18 protein-coding genes, 2 tRNA genes, 1 other RNA gene and 1 pseudogene are annotated in these 19,100 nt (G+C 68.5%); 9 read left to right on the plus strand and 13 right to left on the minus strand.

Annotated elements, in window-relative coordinates; genetic code table 11:
- Nucleotides 1–516: 516 nt before the first annotated feature.
- The 3 genes from BLQ77_RS21575 to BLQ77_RS21585 form a co-directional block, all read right to left on the minus strand.
- Complete coding sequence (locus BLQ77_RS21575; protein WP_089962805.1) at nt 517–2,598, minus strand: methyl-accepting chemotaxis protein; 2,082 nt, start codon at nt 2,596–2,598, stop codon at nt 517–519.
- A gap of 217 nt (nt 2,599–2,815) precedes the next feature.
- Nucleotides 2,816–2,892, minus strand: a tRNA-His gene (locus BLQ77_RS21580).
- 54 nt (nt 2,893–2,946) lie between these two features.
- Nucleotides 2,947–3,429 carry a GNAT family N-acetyltransferase gene (locus tag BLQ77_RS21585; RefSeq protein ID WP_089962806.1) on the minus strand — a complete coding sequence of 161 codons (483 nt, stop codon included), beginning with the start codon at nt 3,427–3,429 and terminating at the stop codon, nt 2,947–2,949.
- A gap of 165 nt (nt 3,430–3,594) precedes the next feature.
- On the opposite strand from BLQ77_RS21585, the gene BLQ77_RS21590 reads away from it, so the two are divergent.
- Nucleotides 3,595–3,789, plus strand: a complete 195-nt coding sequence (locus BLQ77_RS21590) for a DUF6324 family protein (RefSeq protein WP_008883369.1) — start codon at nt 3,595–3,597, stop codon at nt 3,787–3,789.
- 16 nt (nt 3,790–3,805) lie between these two features.
- On the opposite strand, the gene BLQ77_RS21595 is transcribed toward BLQ77_RS21590, so the two are convergent.
- A complete protein-coding gene (locus BLQ77_RS21595; RefSeq protein ID WP_008883479.1) occupies nt 3,806–4,279 on the minus strand; it encodes an MmcB family DNA repair protein in 474 nt (157 codons plus the stop codon).
- Between the two features lie 112 nt (nt 4,280–4,391).
- Between BLQ77_RS21595 and BLQ77_RS21600 the strand changes: the two genes are divergently transcribed.
- The 3 genes from BLQ77_RS21600 to ssrS all read left to right on the plus strand — a co-directional run bounded on the left by BLQ77_RS21600 (nt 4,392) and on the right by ssrS (nt 6,706).
- Nucleotides 4,392–5,750 carry a hypothetical protein gene (locus BLQ77_RS21600; protein WP_089962807.1) on the plus strand — a complete coding sequence of 453 codons (1,359 nt, stop codon included), beginning with the start codon at nt 4,392–4,394 and terminating at the stop codon, nt 5,748–5,750.
- Entirely contained in the window at nt 5,750–6,496 is a 747-nt protein-coding gene (locus tag BLQ77_RS21605) for a COG3904 family protein (RefSeq protein ID WP_089962809.1), read from the plus strand. Before BLQ77_RS21600 ends, BLQ77_RS21605 begins: the two co-directional genes overlap by 1 nt.
- A 53-nt stretch (nt 6,497–6,549) precedes the next feature.
- Nucleotides 6,550–6,706: non-coding RNA, 6S RNA (gene ssrS / locus BLQ77_RS29965), on the plus strand.
- A gap of 341 nt (nt 6,707–7,047) precedes the next feature.
- Here ssrS and BLQ77_RS21610 read toward each other — a convergent pair.
- Entirely contained in the window at nt 7,048–7,383 is a 336-nt protein-coding gene (locus tag BLQ77_RS21610) for a hypothetical protein (protein ID WP_008883460.1), read from the minus strand.
- A gap of 288 nt (nt 7,384–7,671) precedes the next feature.
- On the opposite strand from BLQ77_RS21610, the gene BLQ77_RS21615 reads away from it, so the two are divergent.
- The 3 genes and pseudogenes from BLQ77_RS21615 to BLQ77_RS21625 all read left to right on the plus strand — a co-directional run bounded on the left by BLQ77_RS21615 (nt 7,672) and on the right by BLQ77_RS21625 (nt 12,645).
- Complete coding sequence (locus tag BLQ77_RS21615) at nt 7,672–8,895, plus strand: efflux RND transporter periplasmic adaptor subunit (RefSeq protein ID WP_242661813.1); 1,224 nt, start codon at nt 7,672–7,674, stop codon at nt 8,893–8,895.
- Nucleotides 8,896–8,898: 3 nt separating this feature from the next.
- Nucleotides 8,899–11,266, plus strand: a pseudogene (locus BLQ77_RS21620) (efflux RND transporter permease subunit).
- Between the two features lie 26 nt (nt 11,267–11,292).
- On the plus strand, nt 11,293–12,645 hold the full coding sequence (locus BLQ77_RS21625) for an efflux transporter outer membrane subunit (RefSeq protein ID WP_242661815.1): 1,353 nt from the start codon (nt 11,293–11,295) through the stop codon (nt 12,643–12,645).
- Nucleotides 12,646–12,937: 292 nt separating this feature from the next.
- Here the strand turns inward: BLQ77_RS21625 and BLQ77_RS21630 are convergent, their stop codons facing one another.
- From BLQ77_RS21630 to rlmB, 6 genes are all read right to left on the minus strand, one after another.
- The gene (locus tag BLQ77_RS21630; RefSeq protein WP_008883356.1) at nt 12,938–13,279 is read right to left on the minus strand and encodes a cupin domain-containing protein; all 342 of its coding nucleotides are present in this window, start codon (nt 13,277–13,279) and stop codon (nt 12,938–12,940) included.
- A 376-nt stretch (nt 13,280–13,655) separates the two neighbouring features.
- Nucleotides 13,656–14,147 carry a transcription antitermination factor NusB gene (nusB, locus tag BLQ77_RS21635; RefSeq protein WP_008883280.1) on the minus strand — a complete coding sequence of 164 codons (492 nt, stop codon included), beginning with the start codon at nt 14,145–14,147 and terminating at the stop codon, nt 13,656–13,658.
- Complete coding sequence (locus BLQ77_RS21640) at nt 14,144–14,695, minus strand: 6,7-dimethyl-8-ribityllumazine synthase (RefSeq protein WP_008883116.1); 552 nt, start codon at nt 14,693–14,695, stop codon at nt 14,144–14,146. The genes nusB and BLQ77_RS21640 overlap by 4 nt, the downstream gene beginning before the upstream one ends.
- Entirely contained in the window at nt 14,695–15,819 is a 1,125-nt protein-coding gene (gene ribB / locus BLQ77_RS21645) for a 3,4-dihydroxy-2-butanone-4-phosphate synthase (protein WP_089962812.1), read from the minus strand. Before ribB ends, BLQ77_RS21640 begins: the two co-directional genes overlap by 1 nt.
- Before the next feature lie 143 nt (nt 15,820–15,962).
- Nucleotides 15,963–16,265, minus strand: coding sequence for a hypothetical protein (locus tag BLQ77_RS21650; protein WP_089962814.1), 303 nt, complete (start codon nt 16,263–16,265; stop codon nt 15,963–15,965).
- 37 nt (nt 16,266–16,302) lie between these two features.
- Nucleotides 16,303–17,082, minus strand: coding sequence for a 23S rRNA (guanosine(2251)-2'-O)-methyltransferase RlmB (gene rlmB, locus BLQ77_RS21655; protein WP_207545872.1), 780 nt, complete (start codon nt 17,080–17,082; stop codon nt 16,303–16,305).
- Nucleotides 17,083–17,211: 129 nt separating this feature from the next.
- On the opposite strand from rlmB, the gene BLQ77_RS28895 reads away from it, so the two are divergent.
- Nucleotides 17,212–17,295 (plus strand) — tRNA-Tyr (locus tag BLQ77_RS28895).
- Between the two features lie 244 nt (nt 17,296–17,539).
- Here the strand turns inward: BLQ77_RS28895 and BLQ77_RS29705 are convergent.
- Together BLQ77_RS29705 and BLQ77_RS21665 are read right to left on the minus strand one after the other, a co-directional pair.
- Nucleotides 17,540–17,689 carry a DUF305 domain-containing protein gene (locus BLQ77_RS29705; protein ID WP_278184719.1) on the minus strand — a complete coding sequence of 50 codons (150 nt, stop codon included), beginning with the start codon at nt 17,687–17,689 and terminating at the stop codon, nt 17,540–17,542.
- A gap of 24 nt (nt 17,690–17,713) precedes the next feature.
- A complete protein-coding gene (locus BLQ77_RS21665) occupies nt 17,714–18,037 on the minus strand; it encodes a DUF6476 family protein (protein WP_089962817.1) in 324 nt (107 codons plus the stop codon).
- Here BLQ77_RS21665 and BLQ77_RS21670 point away from each other — a divergent pair.
- The gene (locus BLQ77_RS21670) at nt 18,036–19,073 is read left to right on the plus strand and encodes an RluA family pseudouridine synthase (RefSeq protein ID WP_089962819.1); all 1,038 of its coding nucleotides are present in this window, start codon (nt 18,036–18,038) and stop codon (nt 19,071–19,073) included. The two genes, BLQ77_RS21665 and BLQ77_RS21670, sit on opposite strands and share 2 nt — an antisense overlap.
- Nucleotides 19,074–19,100: the final 27 nt, after the last annotated feature.

Genomic DNA, 19,100 nt, shown 5'->3' on the forward strand with positions numbered 1-19,100 from the left:
CGGCAACGAGACGGTTGAACACGGGTCTCTCCTCTGGACTTGGACTGGCGCGAATGGGGCCGCGCGGCGAGGAAACCGTAAGTGCAAGCGCCCGGCGTGCAACAGATTTGGTCACTGGCGCCTACGTGACTGCTCAAGAGCTGAGCGGCGTGCCTTGAAAATGGGCGTCTTCGGAAGGTGCGCTCTGATCGGGTTGGAGGGCCCTCGCGACGTGTGAAAGTGCTTATGCCGGGATTGACGATGAGCGACGGGCGGTGCTCTGGTCTCTGGTCTCTGGTCTCTGGTCTCTGGTCTCTGGTCTCTGGTCTCTGGTCTCTGGTCTCTGGTCTCTGGTCGCGCGGGTCCAGCGCCTGAACCATCGTGAGCGCGCCGCCCATGATCTGGTCTTGACCTCGCAGCCATCCAAAGCTGCTTCCCTCGCCTCGCCTCGCCTCGCCTCGCCTCGCCTCGCCCGTCACGTCGCGAGGGCTGGTCGTCGCCGTGGGTCCCGGCACCGACCCAGGGTGACGTGCGCCACTACCCCGCTGCCCGAAGCGCTGGCGAGGCGCCCCCCACCCCACCCGGCGCGGGGGGCGCCCCGAGCCGGCTGCTGGCGGCAATCAGGGCGTCGACGTTCTGCGAGAGCATGTTGGTCGAGGCGGCGGTCTCCTCGAACATGGCCACGTTGCGCTGGGTGACCTCGTCGAGGTTGCTGATCGAGCGGTTGAGATCCTGCAGCCCGCTCGACTGCTCGCGGGTGGAGTGGGCGACGTTCTCGGCCAGCTCGACCACCGCCTCGACCATGGCGGTGATCTCGGTGAAGCTCGCGCCCACGCGCGAGATCTGGGCCGAGCCACTCTCGATCTCGCGCTCGCTCGTCGCAATCATCTCGTTGATTTCATTCGCCGCTTCGGAGGAGCGTTGGGCGAGGGCCAGCACTTCGGTGGCGACGACCGCGAAGCCGCGCCCGGCTTCGCCGGCGCGCGCGGCCTCGACGCCTGCGTTAAGCGCGAGCAGGTTGGTCTGGAAGGCGATCTGTTCGATGAGGTCGGTGATGCGGGAGATCTTGCCCGAAGATTCGACGATCCGGTCCATGCCCGCGATGGCCTCGCCAAGGATGGCGCTGCAGCCGCGGGTGACCTCCTCGACCTTGACCATGCGGCTGCGGGATTCGGTGGCAGACTCGGCGACCGTGCCCACCGAGACCGTCAGCTGCTCGAGCGCCGCCGCGCCGGTTTCGAGCGTCGCGGCCTGGGTTTCCGTGCGGCTCGACAGTTCCTCCGCAGCGCGCGAGATGCTCGCGACCTCGGCGCGGATCGCCTCGGCCCGTTCGGTGACCTCGGCCTGCAGGCGGGTCTGTTCGTCGATGAGCTTGCGGGTCTCCTCCGCCTGACGGCGCTGCAGGTCGGCGTCGTGCCGGGCCCGCCGTGACATGTCGGCGTTGCGCTGAAGCACCTCGCGGAAGGTCTCGCAGGATTCAGCGATGCGCCCGATCTCGGTGTCCGAGACATGCCCGGCCACGTCGACATCGGTTTCGCCCTGCGCGAGGCGATGCACCGCCTCCGAGATGGCGCTGGCGGGGATCACCGCCGAGCGCTGCAGGCTGTGCCGGACATAGAGCGACAGGGCGAGCAGGCCCAGCGCCATCAGCCCGGAGGTGACGAGCGCCAGCTGTGCCCCACCTTCCAGGGCTTGCGATAGGATCTCCGCCCGGCCGCTGTCGTCGGCGCTGATGCCGACCTCGAGCGCGTCGAGCGCGGCAATGTAGGGCGCATCGTCCCATTGCAGAGCGACGTCCAGCGCAGTGGCATCGGCCCCTTCGGCGCGCATTTCGGAGACAGTCGCAGCACCCTCCCGCAGGGTTGCGAGGAAGCTGGTCAGGCTGTCCAGCGCCGCCGCCTCTGACTCGTCATGGGGCAGGGCGCGGAAGGCCGCGAGCGCCGCATCTGCCGCGTCCAGATGGGCGAGCAGGGCCACATGCACCTGCGGATCGGCGGCCAGCAGGTAATCGTGGAAGAGATCAATGACGCCCCCGAGCCCCATCTCAGAACGGAAGAGGACCAGCAGCGCGCTCTTGCCGGAGGCGGGCTTGGCAGGGACGTCCAGACCGGCGCGTTCTTGCAGCAGGGTGAGTGCGGCCAGCGCCGGGGCCTTGTCTATGGTCAGGTCTTCGTGGATCTGCTCGGGCGGGGTGTTGATCGTCCGCATCCGCCTGGCCTGCGTGGCCTTCTTGAGATAGGTGTCGGCGAGCTCCTGCAGGGCCTCGATCGCGGGGCTTGCCTCCTCGGCGGGCCGAGCGTCACGCAATTGGGCGAGCACGGTGTTGATGGTCTCGCGATCGCTTTCGATCCGGCCCTGCAGCGCCCTGCCTCCGCGGAGAACGTAGAGCTGGAAGTGATGCGCAAGCCCGTCATAGCCGAAGGCCGAAAGCAACTGGTCGTGCAGCTGGCGCGTGGTGTCCGTCGTGCGATGAAAATCTTCCCACGCGCGCAATCCCTGCCGTGCCTGCGTGTAGCCGACTGCGCCAAGGGCGGTGACGACCACTGCCATGATAAGGACGAGGACGAAGATCCGCCGCGACATCCGCCTGATCGACATGGGGCCCGTGGGTCGCCGCATCCGACACCTCCTTCCGCTGGGCCAGGCAGGGATGGGGTGATTCCGGTAAAGGTAAGGTAAGCGCCGCGAGCGAATCTGACGCGAATCGCGAATATCTCGTCATGCAGCCTGTGGCGCCACAGGGGGGCGGAAACGTGATTCATGCCGGGAAAATCGGCGTTTAGACCAGGCGTCTCGCGCGATGCAAGCCTGTCGTCAAGCAACCGGAGGGGGGTAGTGGTACCGCCTTCCCGGTTCGAACGGGAGACCTCTTGATCCACAATCAAGCGCTCTAACCTACTGAGCTAAGGCGGCACGTTGGGGGGAGATAGCGCCGCCCTGCCGGGATTGCAAGCCAAAATCCGGCCCTCAGAGCGGGCGTTCCCACTGCTGCTCGACAAGGGCGACGCTGAAGTTTTGCACCGGCGTGGAGCGCAGGCAGGAAAAGCCGTTGCGGGCGTAGAGCGCGCAGGCGGCGCGGTGGCTCTCGTGCGTCCAGAGTGTCATCCGCCGGTAGCCCGCCTCACGCGCGAACCCCATGCACCGGTCAAGCAGCCGCTGGCCGAGCCCCTTGCCGCGCGCCTCGGGCAGCAACAGGAACAGCCGGAGCTTCGCGGTCTCATCTTCCTGCCGCACGCAGAAGATACTGCCGAGCGGCTGCCCGGCGTCGCGGGCGATCCAGCCGTGTTCGCAGGTGGGATCATGCGCGGCCTCGAACCCCTGCAGGATCTCGTCGACAAGCCTCGGGAAGCTCTGGTCGAAGCCCTCGGCCTCGGCGTAGAGGCGCCCGTGGGCCTCCACCAGCCAGGGCCGGTCGGCGGGGGTGTAGGGTGTGAGGGCAATGCTCGTCATGGCGCGACGCTTCCACCTCGCGGCTTGCAAATCAAGACCCGTGGGGCTAGGTCGCTTTGATGCCGCTGCCGCCGGGATCCCCCGGTGTTGCAGCGCTTTGGCGGGGCAGCGGGCAGGACCCGGAGCGGCACCCGCCCGGGCATCGATAGGGCAAAGGGCGAGACCATGGGCATCAATACCGAACGCGACGTCGAAGCGAATCTCCAGATCGGGCCGACCGATCACGGCATGGTGCGCCTGTTCATCAGCGCGGGCGAGCTCGAGGTGCCGATGGATTTCGAGCCGGAGGAGGCCGAGGAGATCGCGGAAGAGATCCGCGCCGCTGCCGCCGCCGCCCGCCGGATGAAGGCCCGCCGCTGAGGCACGGCGCGGGCGGTCAGATCCGCCCGTCGAGCATCGCGCCGGGATCGCGCAGCGTGTGCAGCCGCCGCGCCGCGTGGATGGCGAAGCGCCGGATCAGCGCGTTGCGCCGGGCACCGGAAAGCCGGGTCTCGGGCCCCATGCGCAGGATCTCGGCGTCATAGGCATCGGCCAGGATGAGGCCGGTGCCCTCGGGCAGCAGATCGGTGGGGAACTGCGAATCCACCGCCCAGAAATAGCGGTCGCACCAGTCGAGATAGCCCTGCCACTTGCCGTCGGACATGAAATCCGCGCGGCTGCTCTTGCACTCGATCACCCAGATTTCACCCTTGGGCCCCAGCGCCATCACGTCGACGCGCTTGCCGCGCTCGGGGATGAACTCCTCGATCACCGCGAAACCGTGGCCGGCGGCGAGGTGGCGACAGACGCCGCGGGCCAGCAACTGGCCGGGCATGAGCTGGGCGGCAGGGGCGAGGACGGAGGGTTCCATAGGGACATTTTATGAACAATCCGTGAACATATGCAAGCTTTCTGCCGGTCACCCTTCCTTGAGCGGGCGCGCTCCCTAACTGGAGAGGAATGCGGTCAAGGGAGTCCCGAGGATGACGGAAGACAGCGCCATGTCCCGCCGGCAGGCACGCGGCGTGCGCCATGCACGCGAATTGCAGGACCACCTGAGCTGGCTCGAGAGCTTTTCGGGCACGGCGCTGGGCGTGCTGGCGGTGGCCTCGGGGATCTACACCTATCTCGGCGTGTCGTCGCTGCTCGACGACAACGGCAGCATGACGGTCTTCGCCGCCATCGCCTATTCGGTGGCGGTGTCGGTGGGCATCTTCGTGTTCTGGTCTTACCTGATGCGGCTGTTTCCGGCGGTGCGCACGGCGCGGGCGCGGATGGGCCTGATGGGCGCCATGGCGCTGGGCTCGCTTGCCATCGTCGCCATGTCCTCGTGGCTGAACGCGGCGGCACTGGCGGGCTCGGCGGCGGTCGAGCAGCACCTCGCCAAGACCGTGCAGGATTACCAGGCCTCGCTTGAACGCACCCACGAGATCGCGCTCTCGGCGCAGTCGCTGGAGCGTGACGTGGCGCGGGTGCGGCAGAGCTTCGAGGATCTCTCCGAACAGGAGGCGCAGGGCACGCTGTCGGGCCTTGCGGGGCAGGGCGCGGTGTTCCGGGTGCTGCGCCAGAAGGCGGCCGAGCTGCAGGCGCTCGAGGAACAGATCGGGCGCCAGACGCCGCTGGTGGAGGATGCCTTCGTGCAGGGCAACACCATCCTGTCGCGGATGCGGGCGCTGACCGTCGAGCCGGGGCCGGTCGAGGCGCGCTCGGTCGAGTTCTCCGAGGCGGCGGTCCAGTTGCAGGGGCTGATCGCGGAGCTGCGCCAGCTCTCCGTGGCGCCTCTGGTCCAGCGCGCGGCGCAGGATCTGTCGGCCTCGGTCGTGCTGCCCGAGCTCGACGGCAGCACCGAGGCGATCCGCGGCAGCCAGACCGCCACCATCGACTCGGTGCTCGAGGCGCTGGCCAGCCGTGCGGCGACGCTGGAACAGGCGGCGCGCGAGGTGATGGCGATGACGCCCGCCACCGAGGTGACCTACACGCCGGTCTCCTCCGCCGACGCGGTCATCCTCTACGCCCGCAACTTCGTGCCCTCCTGGGCCGGGGCGATCGCCATCGACCTTCTGCCGGCCGTGCTGGTGTTGATCCTTGCCGTGACCCAGTCGGCGATCCGCGAAGGGCGCGACGGCTCGCCGGTCGAGGACAGCATGACGCTGGCCGAGCTGCGCTCGGCACTGTCGGCGCTGCGCGAGGTGGAGACCGATCTCGAGCGCATGCCCGAGGTGCATAGCCGCCCGCCGGAGCCGGCCCCCGAGCCCGCCGAGAAAGCGGGCCCGCCGGCACCCGCGCCGGTGACCGAGGCCGGCGGGGCCGAGGTGGCGCAGCTCAAGGGCAAGTCCGGCTGATGCGGGGCCTGTCCATCGGGCGGGTGCTGACCGGGATCCTTGCCTTCCAGATCGGCATCGGCGGCTTGCTGGTGCTTGGCGACATGCGCGAGAACTTTCGCTTGCCGGGCTTCGGACCGAGCGCGCCGCGGCTCTCGGAGCCCGTGCGCCCGGGTGACCAGCGGCGGGTCTTCGACCCCTCGCGCCAGCGCCCGCCGATGGAGCCTGCCCGCGATCCCGGCGCGCTGCCTGACCGGCTGGCGCTGACCGAAACCGGCGCGCCCGGGGTCTGGCGGCTCGAGGGCGAGATCGCCGAGGGCGACGGGGCCCGGGTCTCGGGGCTGATCGACGCCGCCGACCCCGCCGTCGAGGCGCTGGTGCTGCAAAGCCCGGGCGGCTCGGTGCAGGACGCGCTGGCGCTGGGGCGGCACCTGCGCGAGGCGGGCATCGGCACGAAGATGCTCCGCGGCGAGTACTGTTATTCCGCCTGTCCTTACCTCTTCGCCGGGGGCGACACGCGGGACGTCGAGGAGGGTGCCTCGCTGGGGGTGCACCAGCATTACTTCGGCGAGAACACCATCCTGCCGGCCTTCGTCGCGGTCGAGAGCATCCAGCGCGGGCAGGGCGAGGTCATGGCCTATCTCGAGGACATGGGCATCGACCCGCTGGTGATGAAGCACGCCCTGCAGACGCCGTCCGATGAAATCTACATTCTGCTGCCCGAGGAACTGGAGCGTTACAATTTCGTGACCCCCGAAGAGGGCTGAATTCGAACAGACCTCTTGCCGGGGCGCCGGGGGCAGCCTATCTCGGGGAAAGGCGGGTTCTGCCCTTCTCGTGACATGGTTGCATTCCGGTGGCCTTAAGCAATTCCGAGGGAGTTGGCTCTGTCCGGGCCCTGGTCCGGTTACCTGACGCCCACCTGTATATACAGGTCCTCGGGAATGAGATAACCCCACGGTTGCCGCGGTTCCCGCCACTTTCCTCCCTCATGATATCCGGATGACGGGCACCATCTTCGCGGCCCTTGCCCTGTGGCTGCGCGTGCGTGGCGGTCGGGATGCCTCCGGCGGGAGTTTATTTGGCAAGATGAAGGGTGGGGCGCCTGGTTGGGCTTGCGTTCGTGCGGCGTGCAGGGGGCTAGTTTGGTGGGGCGCCCTTGTTTGGTGGATGCGCTGGTGGCGCGGTCGGGATGCCTCCGGCGGGAGTTTGATTTGGCAAGATGAAGGGCGGGGCCGCGTGGGCGGCCTGGGTCTGGCGCTGCATGAAAAAAGCGCCCCGGGGGGCGCTTTGGTGGGTCCGGCCCGAGCAGTGCGGCTCAGTGGGTACGGCGGGTTTTCAGCACGTCCTTGCGGGTGTCTGCCGCGACGCGGACAGGGATCGGCTGCAACGCCATGTTGCGCTGGCGGCGGCCGCCGGAGGGCGGGGTGTCGCGGTCTTCGAGGCGCATGATCGAGATGGCGAACTGGACACCCGCGAAGACCAGCCCGTTGAACAGCCACAGAAGGAAGACGGCCAGCAGGCCGGCGTCGGAGTGGGTCACGAGGTGGTAGAGGTTCGCCACGTTCAGCCAGAGCAGGAGTCCCACGAAGGCGGAGGCCAGTCCGAACCCCATCAGGATCTGAGAAATGTAGAGTCGAACAAGACGCGGCATGTCGGTATCTCCCTGCTTACATCCTGAAAGGTATCGCTCCACGCCGCTTTGGCAAGCCCCAAGCGCGCTGTGACACCATTCCTTCACGTAATCTGGGCCACAATCCGTCACGAAACAAGCGGCGGAGCGTCGCAGGGTTGCGGACGCGGGGCCTGCCGGACGGGCGGGGATGGTGCGTGGCGTCGGAGGTCGTTGTGCGAATTCTTCACGAAACCCGCGACGGACTCTGGGATACCGTGCGTGTAGCGACAAATACCCGTTGTTTCGGACACCAGCTCGAGAAGTTTCATGCGGCCTGAGTGCATCGTCCGCCGGTCAAGGCACGCAGCCGAGGCCGTCGCCGCCACGCTGTTTCTGCTTCCCGCCACTCCGGCCCTTCCCCAGCAGGCGGGCGGAGGCGCCACCGAGGTGGGGGCGATGACGCTCGAGTCGCGGGACGTGCCCTTCACGGTTACCGTGCCAGGGCGGGCGGTGGCCTATGAGCAGGTCGACGTGCGGCCGCGGGTCGGCGGGGCGATCTCGGAGATCGTCTACGAGCTCGGCCGCCCGGTCGAGGCGGGCGACGTGCTCTTCCGCATCGAGGACCAGACCTACCGCGCGGAGGTGGCCTCGTCCGAGGCCGAGGTGGCGCGGGCCGAGGCCTCGGTCGCCGCCGCGCAGGAGACCGTCACCCGCTACGAGCGCCTGCTCGGCACCGGTGTCACGCAGGAGGACCTGGCCACGGCGAAGGTCTCGCTGAAGCAGGCGCAGGCGGACCAGAGCGCGGCGGAGGCGGCGCTCGAGGTGGCGCAGCTCGATCTCGACCGCACCGAGATCCGCAGTCCGATCGCGGGTTTCCCCTCGGTGCCGACGATCTCGGCGGGGGCGCTGGTGACCGAGAACCAGACCGACGCGCTGACCACGGTGACGCGGCTCGATCCGATTTACGTCGACGTCGAGGAATCGAGCCGCCGCATGGGCGAGATGCGCGACAAGATGGATGCGGGCGCGCTGCAGCCGGGCGACGGGCTCGACATCGAGCTCGAGCTCGACTCCGGCGGGACCTATGCCGCCAAGGGGCGGATGGTCTCGCCCGGGACCACGGTTTCGACCACCACCGGTACGCGCCGGATGCGCATCGCTTTCGACAGCCCCGGGCTGCGGCTGATGCCCGGCCAGTTCCTGTGCGTCGAGGTCGTGCTCGGAACCACCAGCGCCGTGCTGGTGCCGCGGGGCGCGACGTCGCGCTCGGTCTCGGGCGTGCTCACCGCCTTTGTCGCGGTGGACGGCAAGGCCGAGCAGGGCAGCTACCGGAACGCCTGGGTGGTGACGGACGGCATCGCGCCAGGCGAGGCGCTGATCGTGGACGGGCTCGCCCGCCTGCAGAACGGTGCCGAGGTCAGCACCGTGCCGGTGACCATCTCGGAGGACGGGGTGGCCACCGATGCCGGGCCCGCAGAGGTCGACGGCGCGGCAGCCGGACGCGGACCGGGCACCGGCGCCGACGCTCTCACGGGCAAGAGCGAGGACTGATCCCTGGGCCATTTCTTAATCCGACGCCCGGTCTTGGCCTGGGTGCTGGCGATCATGACCATGCTCGCCGGACTGGTCGCGTTCCTGTCGTTGCCGGTGGCGCAGTATCCCGACATCGCGCCGACCACGGTGCGGGTCTCGGCCGGTTACCCGGGAGCCACGGCGCAGGCGGTCGAGAACTCGGTGACGCGGGTCATCGAGGATTCGATGACCGGGCTCGACGGCATGATCTACATGACTGCGCAGTCCTCGGAAGGATCGGGCTCGGTCACGCTCACCTTCGATGACAGCGTCGATCCGGTGGACGCGCAGAACGAGGTGCAGACCAAGGTCGCGCAGGTCGGGAGTCAGTTGCCGAGCGCTGTACAGACGCAGGTCCTGCTCGGCACGTTCGCGGTGCTCTATGCCACCGGCTATTCCATCAACACGTTCGCCATGGTGCTCGCCATCGGCCTGCTGGTGGACGACGCCATCGTGGTGGTCGAGAACGTCGAGCGCCTGATGGAAGATGAGGGGCTGTCGGCGCCCGAGGCCACGTGCAAGAGCATGGGCCAGATCACCGCGGCGCTTCTGGGCATCAACGTGGTGCTGGCGGCGGTGTTCCTGCGGATGGCCTTCTTCGGGGGCTCCACCGGCGTCATCTATGTGTCATCTACCGGCAGTTCTCGCTGACCATGGTCACCGCGATGACCCTGTCGCTGGTCTTTGCCATCGTGCTGTCGCCGCCGATGTCGGCGCGGCTGCTGCGGCCCAGGCCCGGGCACATCCGCTTCGCCCCGGCGCGCTGGTTCAACAGCGGCATGGACCGTTTCACCCATGGCTACGGCGCCGGGGTGCGCGGCACCATGCGCGCGCCGCTTCTGGTGCTGGCGACGCTCTTCGTGGTGCTCGGCGGCGCGTGGTGGGTCTACCAGCGCATCGACAGCTCCTTCATCCCGACCGAGGATCAGGGTGTGGTGATGACGCAGGTTTCGCTCTCCGAGGGGGCCACCACCCAGCAGACCCTCGCCACCGTGAAGGAGGTCGAGGACTATCTGCTGAACGAGGAGGGCGCGGCGGTCGAGTCGACCTTCGCCTCGCTGGGCTTCGGCTTCGGCGGCAGCGGCCAGAACAGCGCCATGATCTTCGTGAAGCTGCGCGACTTCGAGGAGCGGCAGGACGATCCGTCGCTCTCGGCGGCCAGCATGGCCGGGCGGGTCAACCTGCGCTTCGCCACGCACCGGGCAGGGCGGGTGATGTTCATGCAGCCCCCGGCCATCCCGGGCAGGGGCAACACCGGCGGCTTCACCATGTACCTCGTCGATCAGGCGGGCAATGGCAGCGCCACGCTCAAGACCGCCGCCGAACAGCTCGTCGCCGCCGCCCGGCAGAACCCGGGCGTCAGCAACGTCGACGCCCGCGGCACCGACGAGGACAGCGCCCTGCGCATCGACATCGACAACGAGGAGGCCGAGATCTTCGGCGTCTCGCTATCGGCGGTGAACAGCATGCTGTCGGTGATCTTCGCGGGCTCCGAGGTCAACGACTTCGTGCTCGGCTCATTGCTGCGGCCGGTCATCGTGCAGGCGGCGCCCGAGCACCGGATGCAGCCCGAGGACATCGTCAAGTGGAACGCCATCAACGCGGACGACGAGGTGGTGCCCTTCGCCTCCTTCATGACCACCAGCTGGGAGCCGGTGGCCCCGACGCTGCAACGCCGCGGCGGCACCTCGGCGCTCGAGATATCGGGGTCGGCGGGCGAGGGCGTGAGCTCGGGTGCGGCGATGGACGCGATGGAGGAGACGGTGGCGGATCTCGACGGCGGCTACGGCTCGGCCTGGACCGGGATCAGCTACCAGGAGCGACGGTCGGGCGACCAGGCCCCATGGCTAGGCAGTCTCGGCGCTGGTGATTTTCCTAGCACTCGCGGCGCTTTACGAAAGCTGGCCGATCCCGTTCCCGGTGATGCTGGCGGTGCCCGTGGGGGTGCTTGGGGCGCTCGCCGCAGCGTGGCTTTTCGGTCAATCAAATGATGTTTATTTCAAGGTGGGGATGCTGACGACGATTGGCCTTGCGGCCCGGAACGCGATCCTTATCGTGGAATTTGCCGAGGACCTGCGCCGTCAGGGCCTTGGCATTGCCGAAGCGGCCGTCGAAGCCGCACGGCTGAGGTTGCGGCCAATCCTCATGACCGCGCTCACCTTCATTCTTGGCGTGCTGCCATTGGCCACCGCAACAGGGGCGGGAGCCGCGGCGCAGAACGCCATTGGTACCGGCGTGATCGGTGGCATGGTCGCCTCGACCTACCTTTGGCATCTTCATGGTGCCGGCCCTCTACGCCCTCATCATGAGAACGGTCCGCTGGACCCAAACGAGAGTATCGAGCAGATGAAACCGACACGACTTGTCCTGGTCCCGATGGTACTGGCGCTGAGCGCCTGCGCGGTCGGACCGGACTTCCGCAGCCCGAGCCAGCCGGTTGCGGCGAATTTTGCCGAAGGCAGTGCGCAGCCCATCGGCGAGGCCTCGGCGCAGTACTGGTGGCGCTCCTACAACGACGCCATGCTCAACGAGCTGGTCCAGACGGGGCTGAGCCAGAACCTCGACATCAAGACCGCGATCAGCCGCGTCGCCGAGGCCCAGGCCGCGGCCCGCGCCACCGGCCTGCCGGCGATGATCTCGGGCTCGGTTTCGAGCGACAGCATCCGCGCCGGCGGCGAGGCGATCTCGGGCACCACGACCACCTCCGGCGCCAGCTTCAACCCGTCGCTGGTGCTCGACCTCTTCGGCGGCGAACGGCGCTCGCGCGAGGCGGCGCTGGCCTCGCTGCAATCGGCCGAGCTCAGCGTCGGCGCGGCGCGGCTGACCTTCCTGTCGCAGCTGGTCTCGAGCTACATCGACCTGCGCTACTACCAGAACGCGCTGACGATCACCCGCCAGACGCTGGGCACCCGCCGCGAGACGCTGTCGCTGGTGCAGAGCCAGCGCGAGGCCGGGGCGGCCACGGCGCTCGACGAGGCGCAGGCGCAGGCGGCGCTGGACGAGAGCCTGGCCTCGCTGCCGTCGCTCGAGAGCGGGTTCTACGCGTCCTCCTACGCCATCGCGACGCTGCTGGCGCAGCCGGTGCAGACCATCGAGACCCGCCTGCAGCGCGGCGCGGCCCAGCCGCGGCCCGGCGGCAACGCCTCGGCGGGCGTTCCGGCGGACCTGCTGCGCAACCGCCCCGACGTGCGCGCGGCCGAGCGCGACTACGCCGCCGCCGTGGCCAAGGTGGGGGTGAGCGAGGCGCAGATGTACCCTTCGGTGAGCCTCGGCGGCACGGTCTCGACCTCGGAAGGGGTGGGGAGCTGGTCGTTCGGGCCGAAGGTGTCGCTGCCGGTGCTGAACCAGGGCGTGCTGGCCGCCAAACGCGACCAGGCCATCGCACAGGCGGAACAAGCCGAGCTCGGCTGGCGGTCCTCGGTGCTGGGCGCGGTAGAAGAGGTGCAGGCCTCGCAGAGCGACTACATCCGCAACCAGCGTGCAGTGGCGGCCTACCAGCGCAGCGTGAACTCCTACGAGCGCGTGGTGTCGCTGTCGCGCGAGACCTACAACGGCGGCACGACGACGCTGCTGGACTTCCTCGACGTGCAGCGCTCGCTGGCCAGCTCGCGGCTGACGCTGGCCTCGAGCGTGCGCGACCTCGCGGCCAGCTGGGCGACGCTTCAGGTTGCCGCCGGAAAGGGCTGGGCCTTCGCAACCGCGCCTGCACCGGCAGGCAACGGCAGCTGAGCGGACGTGCCTGCGGACGACGGCAGCCGAGAGGCTGCGTCTGCAGGCCGTGGCCGTTGAGACAAGATGGCGGGGGCCGGCTGGTGCCGGTCCCCGTTTTTTCTGGGCTTTCGTTCCCGGGCTTTCGTTCGGGGGCTTGTGCCCCGCGAATGGGTCCTCGACAGCCGTGAGGGTTTCGCCTCTGCGGTCGTCGGAAACACCGGATGAGGCTGCCCGGAATGGCCCGAGCGGGTTGATCGGGGCGCGGACTCCGTCTTGCGGGACCAGCACCGGGGCGCCGGAACGGCGTTCGTCAGGTCTGGATGACGTATTCCTTGATGGTCGTCTCCACGACCTCCCATGTGCCCTTGAAGCCGCGCCGGATGACGAAGCCGTCGCCCGCCTTCAGCTCGAAGCTCTCGCCGCCGTCCTCGGTCAGGATCGAATGGCCCTCGAGGATCTTGCAGTATTCCCACTCGTCGTACTGAACCAGCCACTTGCCGGGTGTGGCCCGCCATGTGCCGCAGTAGATCCCGTCGCGGTCCTCGACATTCCACGTGGTGAACTCGGGCGCGCCCGAGAGGATCTTGTCGGGCGCCGGCTGGTCGTACTCGGGCGCGACGTCGGTCGTGAGGCGGAGGAAGTTCTCTGTCACCTGTCCATCTTTCGTAAGGTGTTGCGGTCGCCAAGATATAGAGGCGAAATTCCCGCCGACGCACTCTCTATTCGGCAGAACAGGCCTCCGGCGATGAAAACGGGCGGCCGCTCTGCCCGGCAAGTGAGCGCCTTGCCGGGGCAGGGCAGGGCAGGGCATTGCGGGCGTGGGACAGCGGCCATCCGGGGTGGCTTTGCCGCCGGATCAGAGGCCGCCGGACAATCGTGCGGTGAGGGGGCAGGGCGCAGCTTTCCAGCCTGAGCCGCCCTACAACGCGCCGCCGTGGACCCGGCAGCCCCGCCGGTAAACCCGCGCAAAAACAAAGCCCCGGCGCAGCGCGTCGGGGCCTTGGGGCATCGCGAGAGGCGGCGTGGCGTCAGAACGCCTCGGGCTTCGCCTCGCGCGCCATGTGGTCGAGCACGGCGTTCACGAACTGCGGCTCGCGGCCTTCGGGGAAGAAGGCGCGTGCCACGTCGACGTATTCCGAGATCACCACGCGCGGCGGCGTGTCGCTGTCGACGAACTCGGCCCCGGCGGCGCGGAAGAGCGCGCGCAGGGTCGGGTCGATGCGCGCGATCGGCCACTTCGCGACCAGCGCCCGGTCGGTCATCTGGTCGATCTTGGCCTGCCAGTTGACCGCCGCACTGGTGATGCGGCCGAACAGGCCCACATCGCCGTCGAGCATCTCGACGCCTTCCTCGATCTCGGCGCCGAAGCGGTGATCGACGAACTCGTTCTGGACACGTTCCACGGACTGGCCGGCGGCCTCCATCTGGTAGAGGGCCTGAACGGCGTAGAGCCGCGAGGCGGATTTCATCCGCCGTTTCTGGTTGCCGGAAAGGGCCGGGGGAGTGTCCGGGTTGGTCATGCGGTGTCTTTTCCTGATTCAGCTCCCGCAAGCTGAAACTCGTCGCGGGCAGGAACGAATCCCACGCCCTTGCGGGAAGCGCCCCACCTACGGGCGAGCGCGACAAGATGCAAGGCCGCCGCCGCGGCACCGCCACCCTTGTTCTGCTCGTCCACTGCCGCACGGGCCCAGGCCTGGTCGTAGTTCTCGACCGTGAGGATGCCGTTGCCGATGCAGAGCCCCTGCAGGCCGAGCAGCGTCAGCCCGCGCGAGCTGTCGTTGCAGACGGTTTCGTAGTGGGTGGTCTCGCCGCGGATCACGCAGCCGAGCGCCACGTAGCCGTCGAAGTTCGACATGCGCTCTGCGATGCCGATCGCGGTCGGAACCTCGAGCGCGCCGGGCACCTCGATGATCTCGTGGAACCCGCCCGCGGCCTCGATCTCGTCCACCGCACCCTTCACCAGCTGCTCGGCCACCGGCTTGTAGTAGGGGGCGACCACGATGAGGATCTTCACCGGCTTGTCGAAGCTCGGGCGGGGCAGGGTGTAGTGTTCTTCGTTCGAGGCCATCACGCAGCTCCAATCTTTCGGGTGCCGACGATCTCGAGCCCGTAGGCCTCGAGGCCGACGACGCGGGGCGTCGGCGAGTTGGTCAGCAGGATGAGTTTCGACAGCCCGAGCGACGACAGGATCTGCGCGCCGAGACCGTACTGCCGAAGGGTGCGGGGCGAGACCTCGCTGTGCGGCTCGAGCTTCATGGCGGTGTCGCGCAGCAGCACGACGACGCCTCGGCCTTCCTCGGCCACCGCTTCCATCGCGGCGCGGAACTCGTCGGCGCGGCCGCGGCTGCCGGTGCCCACGATGTCGAACATCGGGTCGAGCGCGTGCATCCGCACCATCACCGGCGCGTCGGTCGAGATGTCGCCCTTGGACAGCACGATGTGCTCGTCGCCATGGGTGGTGTCGGTGTAGATCCGCATGTCCCAATCGCCGCCGAACTCGGAGGTGATGGAATCGTGGCGGCGGACCCGCACGAGGTTGTCGTTGCGGCGGCGGTACGAGATCAGCTCGGAGATCGTGCCGATCTTCAGCCCGTGGCGCTGCGAAAAGGCGATGAGCTCGGGCAGGCGCGCCATGGTGCCGTCGTCGTTCATGATCTCGCAGATCACGCCGGCTGGGTTCAGCCCGGCAAGACGCGCGACGTCGACGGCGGCCTCGGTGTGGCCGGCGCGGACCAGAACGCCGCCGTTCTTGGCGCGCAGCGGGAAGACGTGGCCCGGGGTGGCGATGTCGGCGGCGCCTTTGGTGCCGTCGATCGCCACCGCGATGGTGCGGGCGCGGTCGGCGGCGGAAATGCCGGTGGTCACACCCTCGCGCGCCTCGATCGAGGTGGTGAAGGCGGTCTCGTGCCGCGAGCTGTTCTGGGTCGACATGAGCTGCAGGCCAAGCTGGTCGCAGCGCTCGCCGGTCATCGACAGGCAGATCAGGCCGCGGCCGTAGGTGGCCATGAAGTTGATCGCGTCAGGGGTGGCCCATTGCGCGGGGATCACCAGATCGCCCTCGTTCTCCCGGTCCTCGTGATCGACAAGGATGAACATGCGCCCGTTGCGCGCATCCTCGATGATCTCCTCGACCGAAGAAATTGCGTCCTTCCAGTCGATCTCGACCGGGCCCGGGCTCTCGTAATCCGCCATGTCGCCTCACCTCTTGCAGTTCCTGCCAGATAAGGGATGTACGACCGATTGGCTAGGGCGGTTTTGTTCACATGCACTGTGCGCATGGCGCGTTTGCGTGGGGCTTTTCACAGGCTCCAGAGCAGGGCGCCGGGCGGGGCCCTTCAGTCGAAGAGATCGTCGAGAAGGTCGAGGAACCCCTTGGCGGCCTTGCGGCCCAAGGTTTTGCGCTTCTTCTTCTTGTAACCCTTGGGAGGCTTGCCGCGGCGCGGCGTCTGCGCCGCGTCGGGAAAGCGGGCGGGCCGGTGGCGCGGGGCGTCGCGGTCCACCGCATCGGCGCGCAGCTTCTTCAGCTCGTGCAGCGGCGCCCCGCAGGAGGCGCAGCTCAGTTCGTGGCGCCCCGAGTCGAGGACCAGCGCCGCGCGGGTGCCGCAGTAGCAGCAGGTGGCGATCTTTGTGTTCGGCATCAGGGCTATATGGGCCGCGGCGCGGCGGCCCGCAAGCTCAGGGGCGGGCGGCGTAGAGCGCCACCGCGGCGGCGTTCGAGACGTTGAGCGAGCCGAAGCTGCGGGCGAACTCGATGCGCACCAGCCGGTCCACCGTTTCCTTGGTCTTCTCGCGAAGACCCGGCCCCTCGGCGCCCAGCACCAGCGCCACGGCGCGGTCGCGCATGCCCTCGAGCGCGGCCTCGATGGTGGTATCGGCCTCGCCGTCAAGCCCGAGCACGAGGTAGCCCATCTCCTGCAGCGCCCGGATGGTGTCCGCGAGGTTGCGCTCGCGCAGGTAGGGCTGGCGTTCCAGCGCGCCCGAGGCGGTCTTGGCCAGCGCGCCGGTTTCGGGGGCGGCATGGTGCTGCGTGCCGATGACCGCCTGCGCGCCGAACACCTCGGCCGAGCGCAGGATGGCGCCGACGTTGTGCGGGTCGGTCACCCGGTCGAGCAGCACCAGTCGCGGCGGCGTCTCGCCGTCGCCCATGGCAACGTCCTCGAGCCGGCCCCAATCGAGCGGCTTGACCTCGAGCGAGGCGCCCTGGTGAACCGACTGCGGATCGAGCGGCGCGCCGAACTTGCGCGGATCGTGGATCTCGGGCTCGATCCCGCCCGCGGCGATGGCGTCTTCAAGTTTGGCCTGCGCGTTCAGGGTCACGATCAGGCGAAGCTTCTCGCGGCGGGGATTCATCAGCGCGTCGCGCACCGCGTGCAGACCGAAAAGCCAGACGGTCTCGGCCGCGCGGGCCTTCTTCGACTGTTCCTTCTCGACCACCCATTTCGGTTTCTTCACCATCGCCAGCCTCTCTTCCTGCGGTGCCTTTCCCTTGCCCTTCCGTCGTCCGCGTCGCAAGGGATTTTCCTGTTGACGCCGGTTTGGGGCTTTTGTAATCAGCGCCACACGCCGGGACACCGGCAAGAAAGTGGGCGACAGGCCGCAAGGTGTGGCAGGGGACTGTAACTCCCTCGCGGAGACGCACGCTTGGTTCGATTCCAAGGTCGCCCACCACTTTCTTCCTGAAATCACACGATTACCGAGCAGGGTGGACCGCTCTGGCGGGCGCTTGCACTGTTGTCGTGCCGCGATCCGTCATCTTGACTGGTCAGGCATCCCGGTGCCGCGAGACGAACCGCCATTTCAGCCAGCCTTACGCCACGCCTCTCACCGAGTCGCCGCCTCCGCAGACGCCCGGCAACGCCGCCAGACCAATGCCGGCCGGACTCACGCGACCCCGGCCGACGGTTTCATCTCATCACTTCGCGGTCTTCGCGAGCCACTCGGTCATGAAGGCGATTTCCCTGCCCTGAGCCGAGATGATCTCCTCGGCGAGGCGACGCATCTCCGGGTCCTGGTTCGCCCGGTCTCTCTCGAATGTGAGAGACCGGCACCGATCCCGTGACAGCGCCGAGGGCCGCGAGACGCGCGGTCACTCCGCCGATTCGATCCGGAGCGTCTGGCGCAGCTCGCCGTTGGCGCGGTCGAAGATGAGGATCTCGTTGCCCTCCGTCACCACCGCGTACCAGTCCGCCCCTTGGGTAAAGGCGCTGGCCTCGGCGCCGTCGGGCAGGGTGATGACCTCGGGCAGGGGGGCACGGGCGGAACGGTAGGAGATGACAATCATCGCAAGGATCGCTAGAAGCCCCGCGATCATCACCGCCGTCAGAACCGTCACCAGCAGGCGCAGGAAGCGCAGGTTGGCCGGTTCCGGCAGCGTTTCGGACGCATTCTCGGACTTCGGGGTCTCGGACATGGACAAGCCTCTGCGCATCATCATCGGGGAAGCCCCGCCGCCGCGTCTTGATAAGGCGCTGGCGCGCGATGTACCAGAGGAAGCGGCCCTGTCGCGGACCCGGCTGGCGCGCCTGATTGCCGAGGGCGCGGTGACGCGGGCGGGCGAGGTGCTGACCGATCCCAAGGCCAGGGTGGTCGAGGGCGACGAGATCCTCATCACCGTGCCGCAGGCCGAGGACAGCCACATCGGCCCCGAGGACATTCCGCTCAGCATCGTGTGGGAGGACGAGGACCTCGTGGTGGTCGACAAGCCTGCGGGCATGGTGGTGCATCCCGCGCCCGGCACGCCCTCGGGCACGCTGGTGAACGCGCTGCTGCACCATTTCGGCGGGCGGCTCTCGGGCGTCGGCGGCGTGGCGCGGCCGGGCATCGTGCACCGCATCGACAAGGATACCTCGGGGCTGCTGGTGGTGGCCAAGTCCGACCGCGCCCACCACGGGCTCGCCGCGCAGTTCGAGGCCCACAGTGCCGACCGCGCCTATCTCGCGGTCGTCTACGGGGTGCCGGACGCGGGCGATCCGCGGCTCGTCGGCACCCGCGGCGTGTCGATGGAGCCGGGCGGCGTGATCCGCATCCAGTCGGGGCTCGCGCGGCACAAGACCGACCGGCAGCGGCAGGCGGTCTATTTCGACGGGCAGGGGCGCCACGCCACCACCCGCGCCTCGGTGCTCGAGACCTTCGGCACCCCGCCCGCCATGGCGTTGGTGCAGTGCCGGCTCGAGACCGGGCGGACCCACCAGATCCGCGTGCACATGGCCCATGCCGGCCACGGGCTCGTCGGCGATCCGGTCTACGGAGGGCGCCGCAAGCCGCCGGTGAAGGCCATCGGCCCCGTCGCCACCGAAGCGGTCTCGGGTTTCTCGCGTCAGGCGCTGCACGCGGCGGAGCTGGGCTTCGACCATCCGGTGACCGGCGAGCGCCTGCGCTTCGAGTCGCCGCTGCCCGACGACATGGACGCGCTGATCGAGGCGTTGCGCGCGGCGACGCCAGTCTGAGCGTCTGCGCACATAGGTGTGGCTCGT

This window comes from Salipiger thiooxidans, assembly GCF_900102075.1.
GTDB classification, from domain to species: domain Bacteria; phylum Pseudomonadota; class Alphaproteobacteria; order Rhodobacterales; family Rhodobacteraceae; genus Salipiger; species Salipiger thiooxidans.

Excerpts from the sequence above, each read along its gene's own strand:
- BLQ77_RS21575 (WP_089962805.1), bottom strand. The coding sequence starts at position 2,598 with ATGCGGCGACCCACGGGCCCCATGTCGATCAGGCGGATGTCGCGGCGG.
- BLQ77_RS21585 (WP_089962806.1), bottom strand. The coding sequence starts at position 3,429 with ATGACGAGCATTGCCCTCACACCCTACACCCCCGCCGACCGGCCCTGG.
- BLQ77_RS21590 (WP_008883369.1), top strand. The coding sequence starts at position 3,595 with ATGGGCATCAATACCGAACGCGACGTCGAAGCGAATCTCCAGATCGGG.
- BLQ77_RS21595 (WP_008883479.1), bottom strand. The coding sequence starts at position 4,279 with ATGGAACCCTCCGTCCTCGCCCCTGCCGCCCAGCTCATGCCCGGCCAG.
- BLQ77_RS21600 (WP_089962807.1), top strand. The coding sequence starts at position 4,392 with ATGACGGAAGACAGCGCCATGTCCCGCCGGCAGGCACGCGGCGTGCGC.
- BLQ77_RS21605 (WP_089962809.1), top strand. The coding sequence starts at position 5,750 with ATGCGGGGCCTGTCCATCGGGCGGGTGCTGACCGGGATCCTTGCCTTC.
- BLQ77_RS21610 (WP_008883460.1), bottom strand. The coding sequence starts at position 7,383 with ATGCCGCGTCTTGTTCGACTCTACATTTCTCAGATCCTGATGGGGTTC.
- BLQ77_RS21615 (WP_242661813.1), top strand. The coding sequence starts at position 7,672 with ATGCGGCCTGAGTGCATCGTCCGCCGGTCAAGGCACGCAGCCGAGGCC.
- BLQ77_RS21625 (WP_242661815.1), top strand. The coding sequence starts at position 11,293 with ATGGTACTGGCGCTGAGCGCCTGCGCGGTCGGACCGGACTTCCGCAGC.
- nusB (WP_008883280.1), bottom strand. The coding sequence starts at position 14,147 with ATGACCAACCCGGACACTCCCCCGGCCCTTTCCGGCAACCAGAAACGG.
- BLQ77_RS21640 (WP_008883116.1), bottom strand. The coding sequence starts at position 14,695 with ATGGCCTCGAACGAAGAACACTACACCCTGCCCCGCCCGAGCTTCGAC.
- ribB (WP_089962812.1), bottom strand. The coding sequence starts at position 15,819 with ATGGCGGATTACGAGAGCCCGGGCCCGGTCGAGATCGACTGGAAGGAC.
- BLQ77_RS21650 (WP_089962814.1), bottom strand. The coding sequence starts at position 16,265 with ATGCCGAACACAAAGATCGCCACCTGCTGCTACTGCGGCACCCGCGCG.
- rlmB (WP_207545872.1), bottom strand. The coding sequence starts at position 17,082 with ATGGTGAAGAAACCGAAATGGGTGGTCGAGAAGGAACAGTCGAAGAAG.
- BLQ77_RS21670 (WP_089962819.1), top strand. The coding sequence starts at position 18,036 with ATGGACAAGCCTCTGCGCATCATCATCGGGGAAGCCCCGCCGCCGCGT.
- BLQ77_RS21665 (WP_089962817.1), bottom strand. The coding sequence starts at position 18,037 with ATGTCCGAGACCCCGAAGTCCGAGAATGCGTCCGAAACGCTGCCGGAA.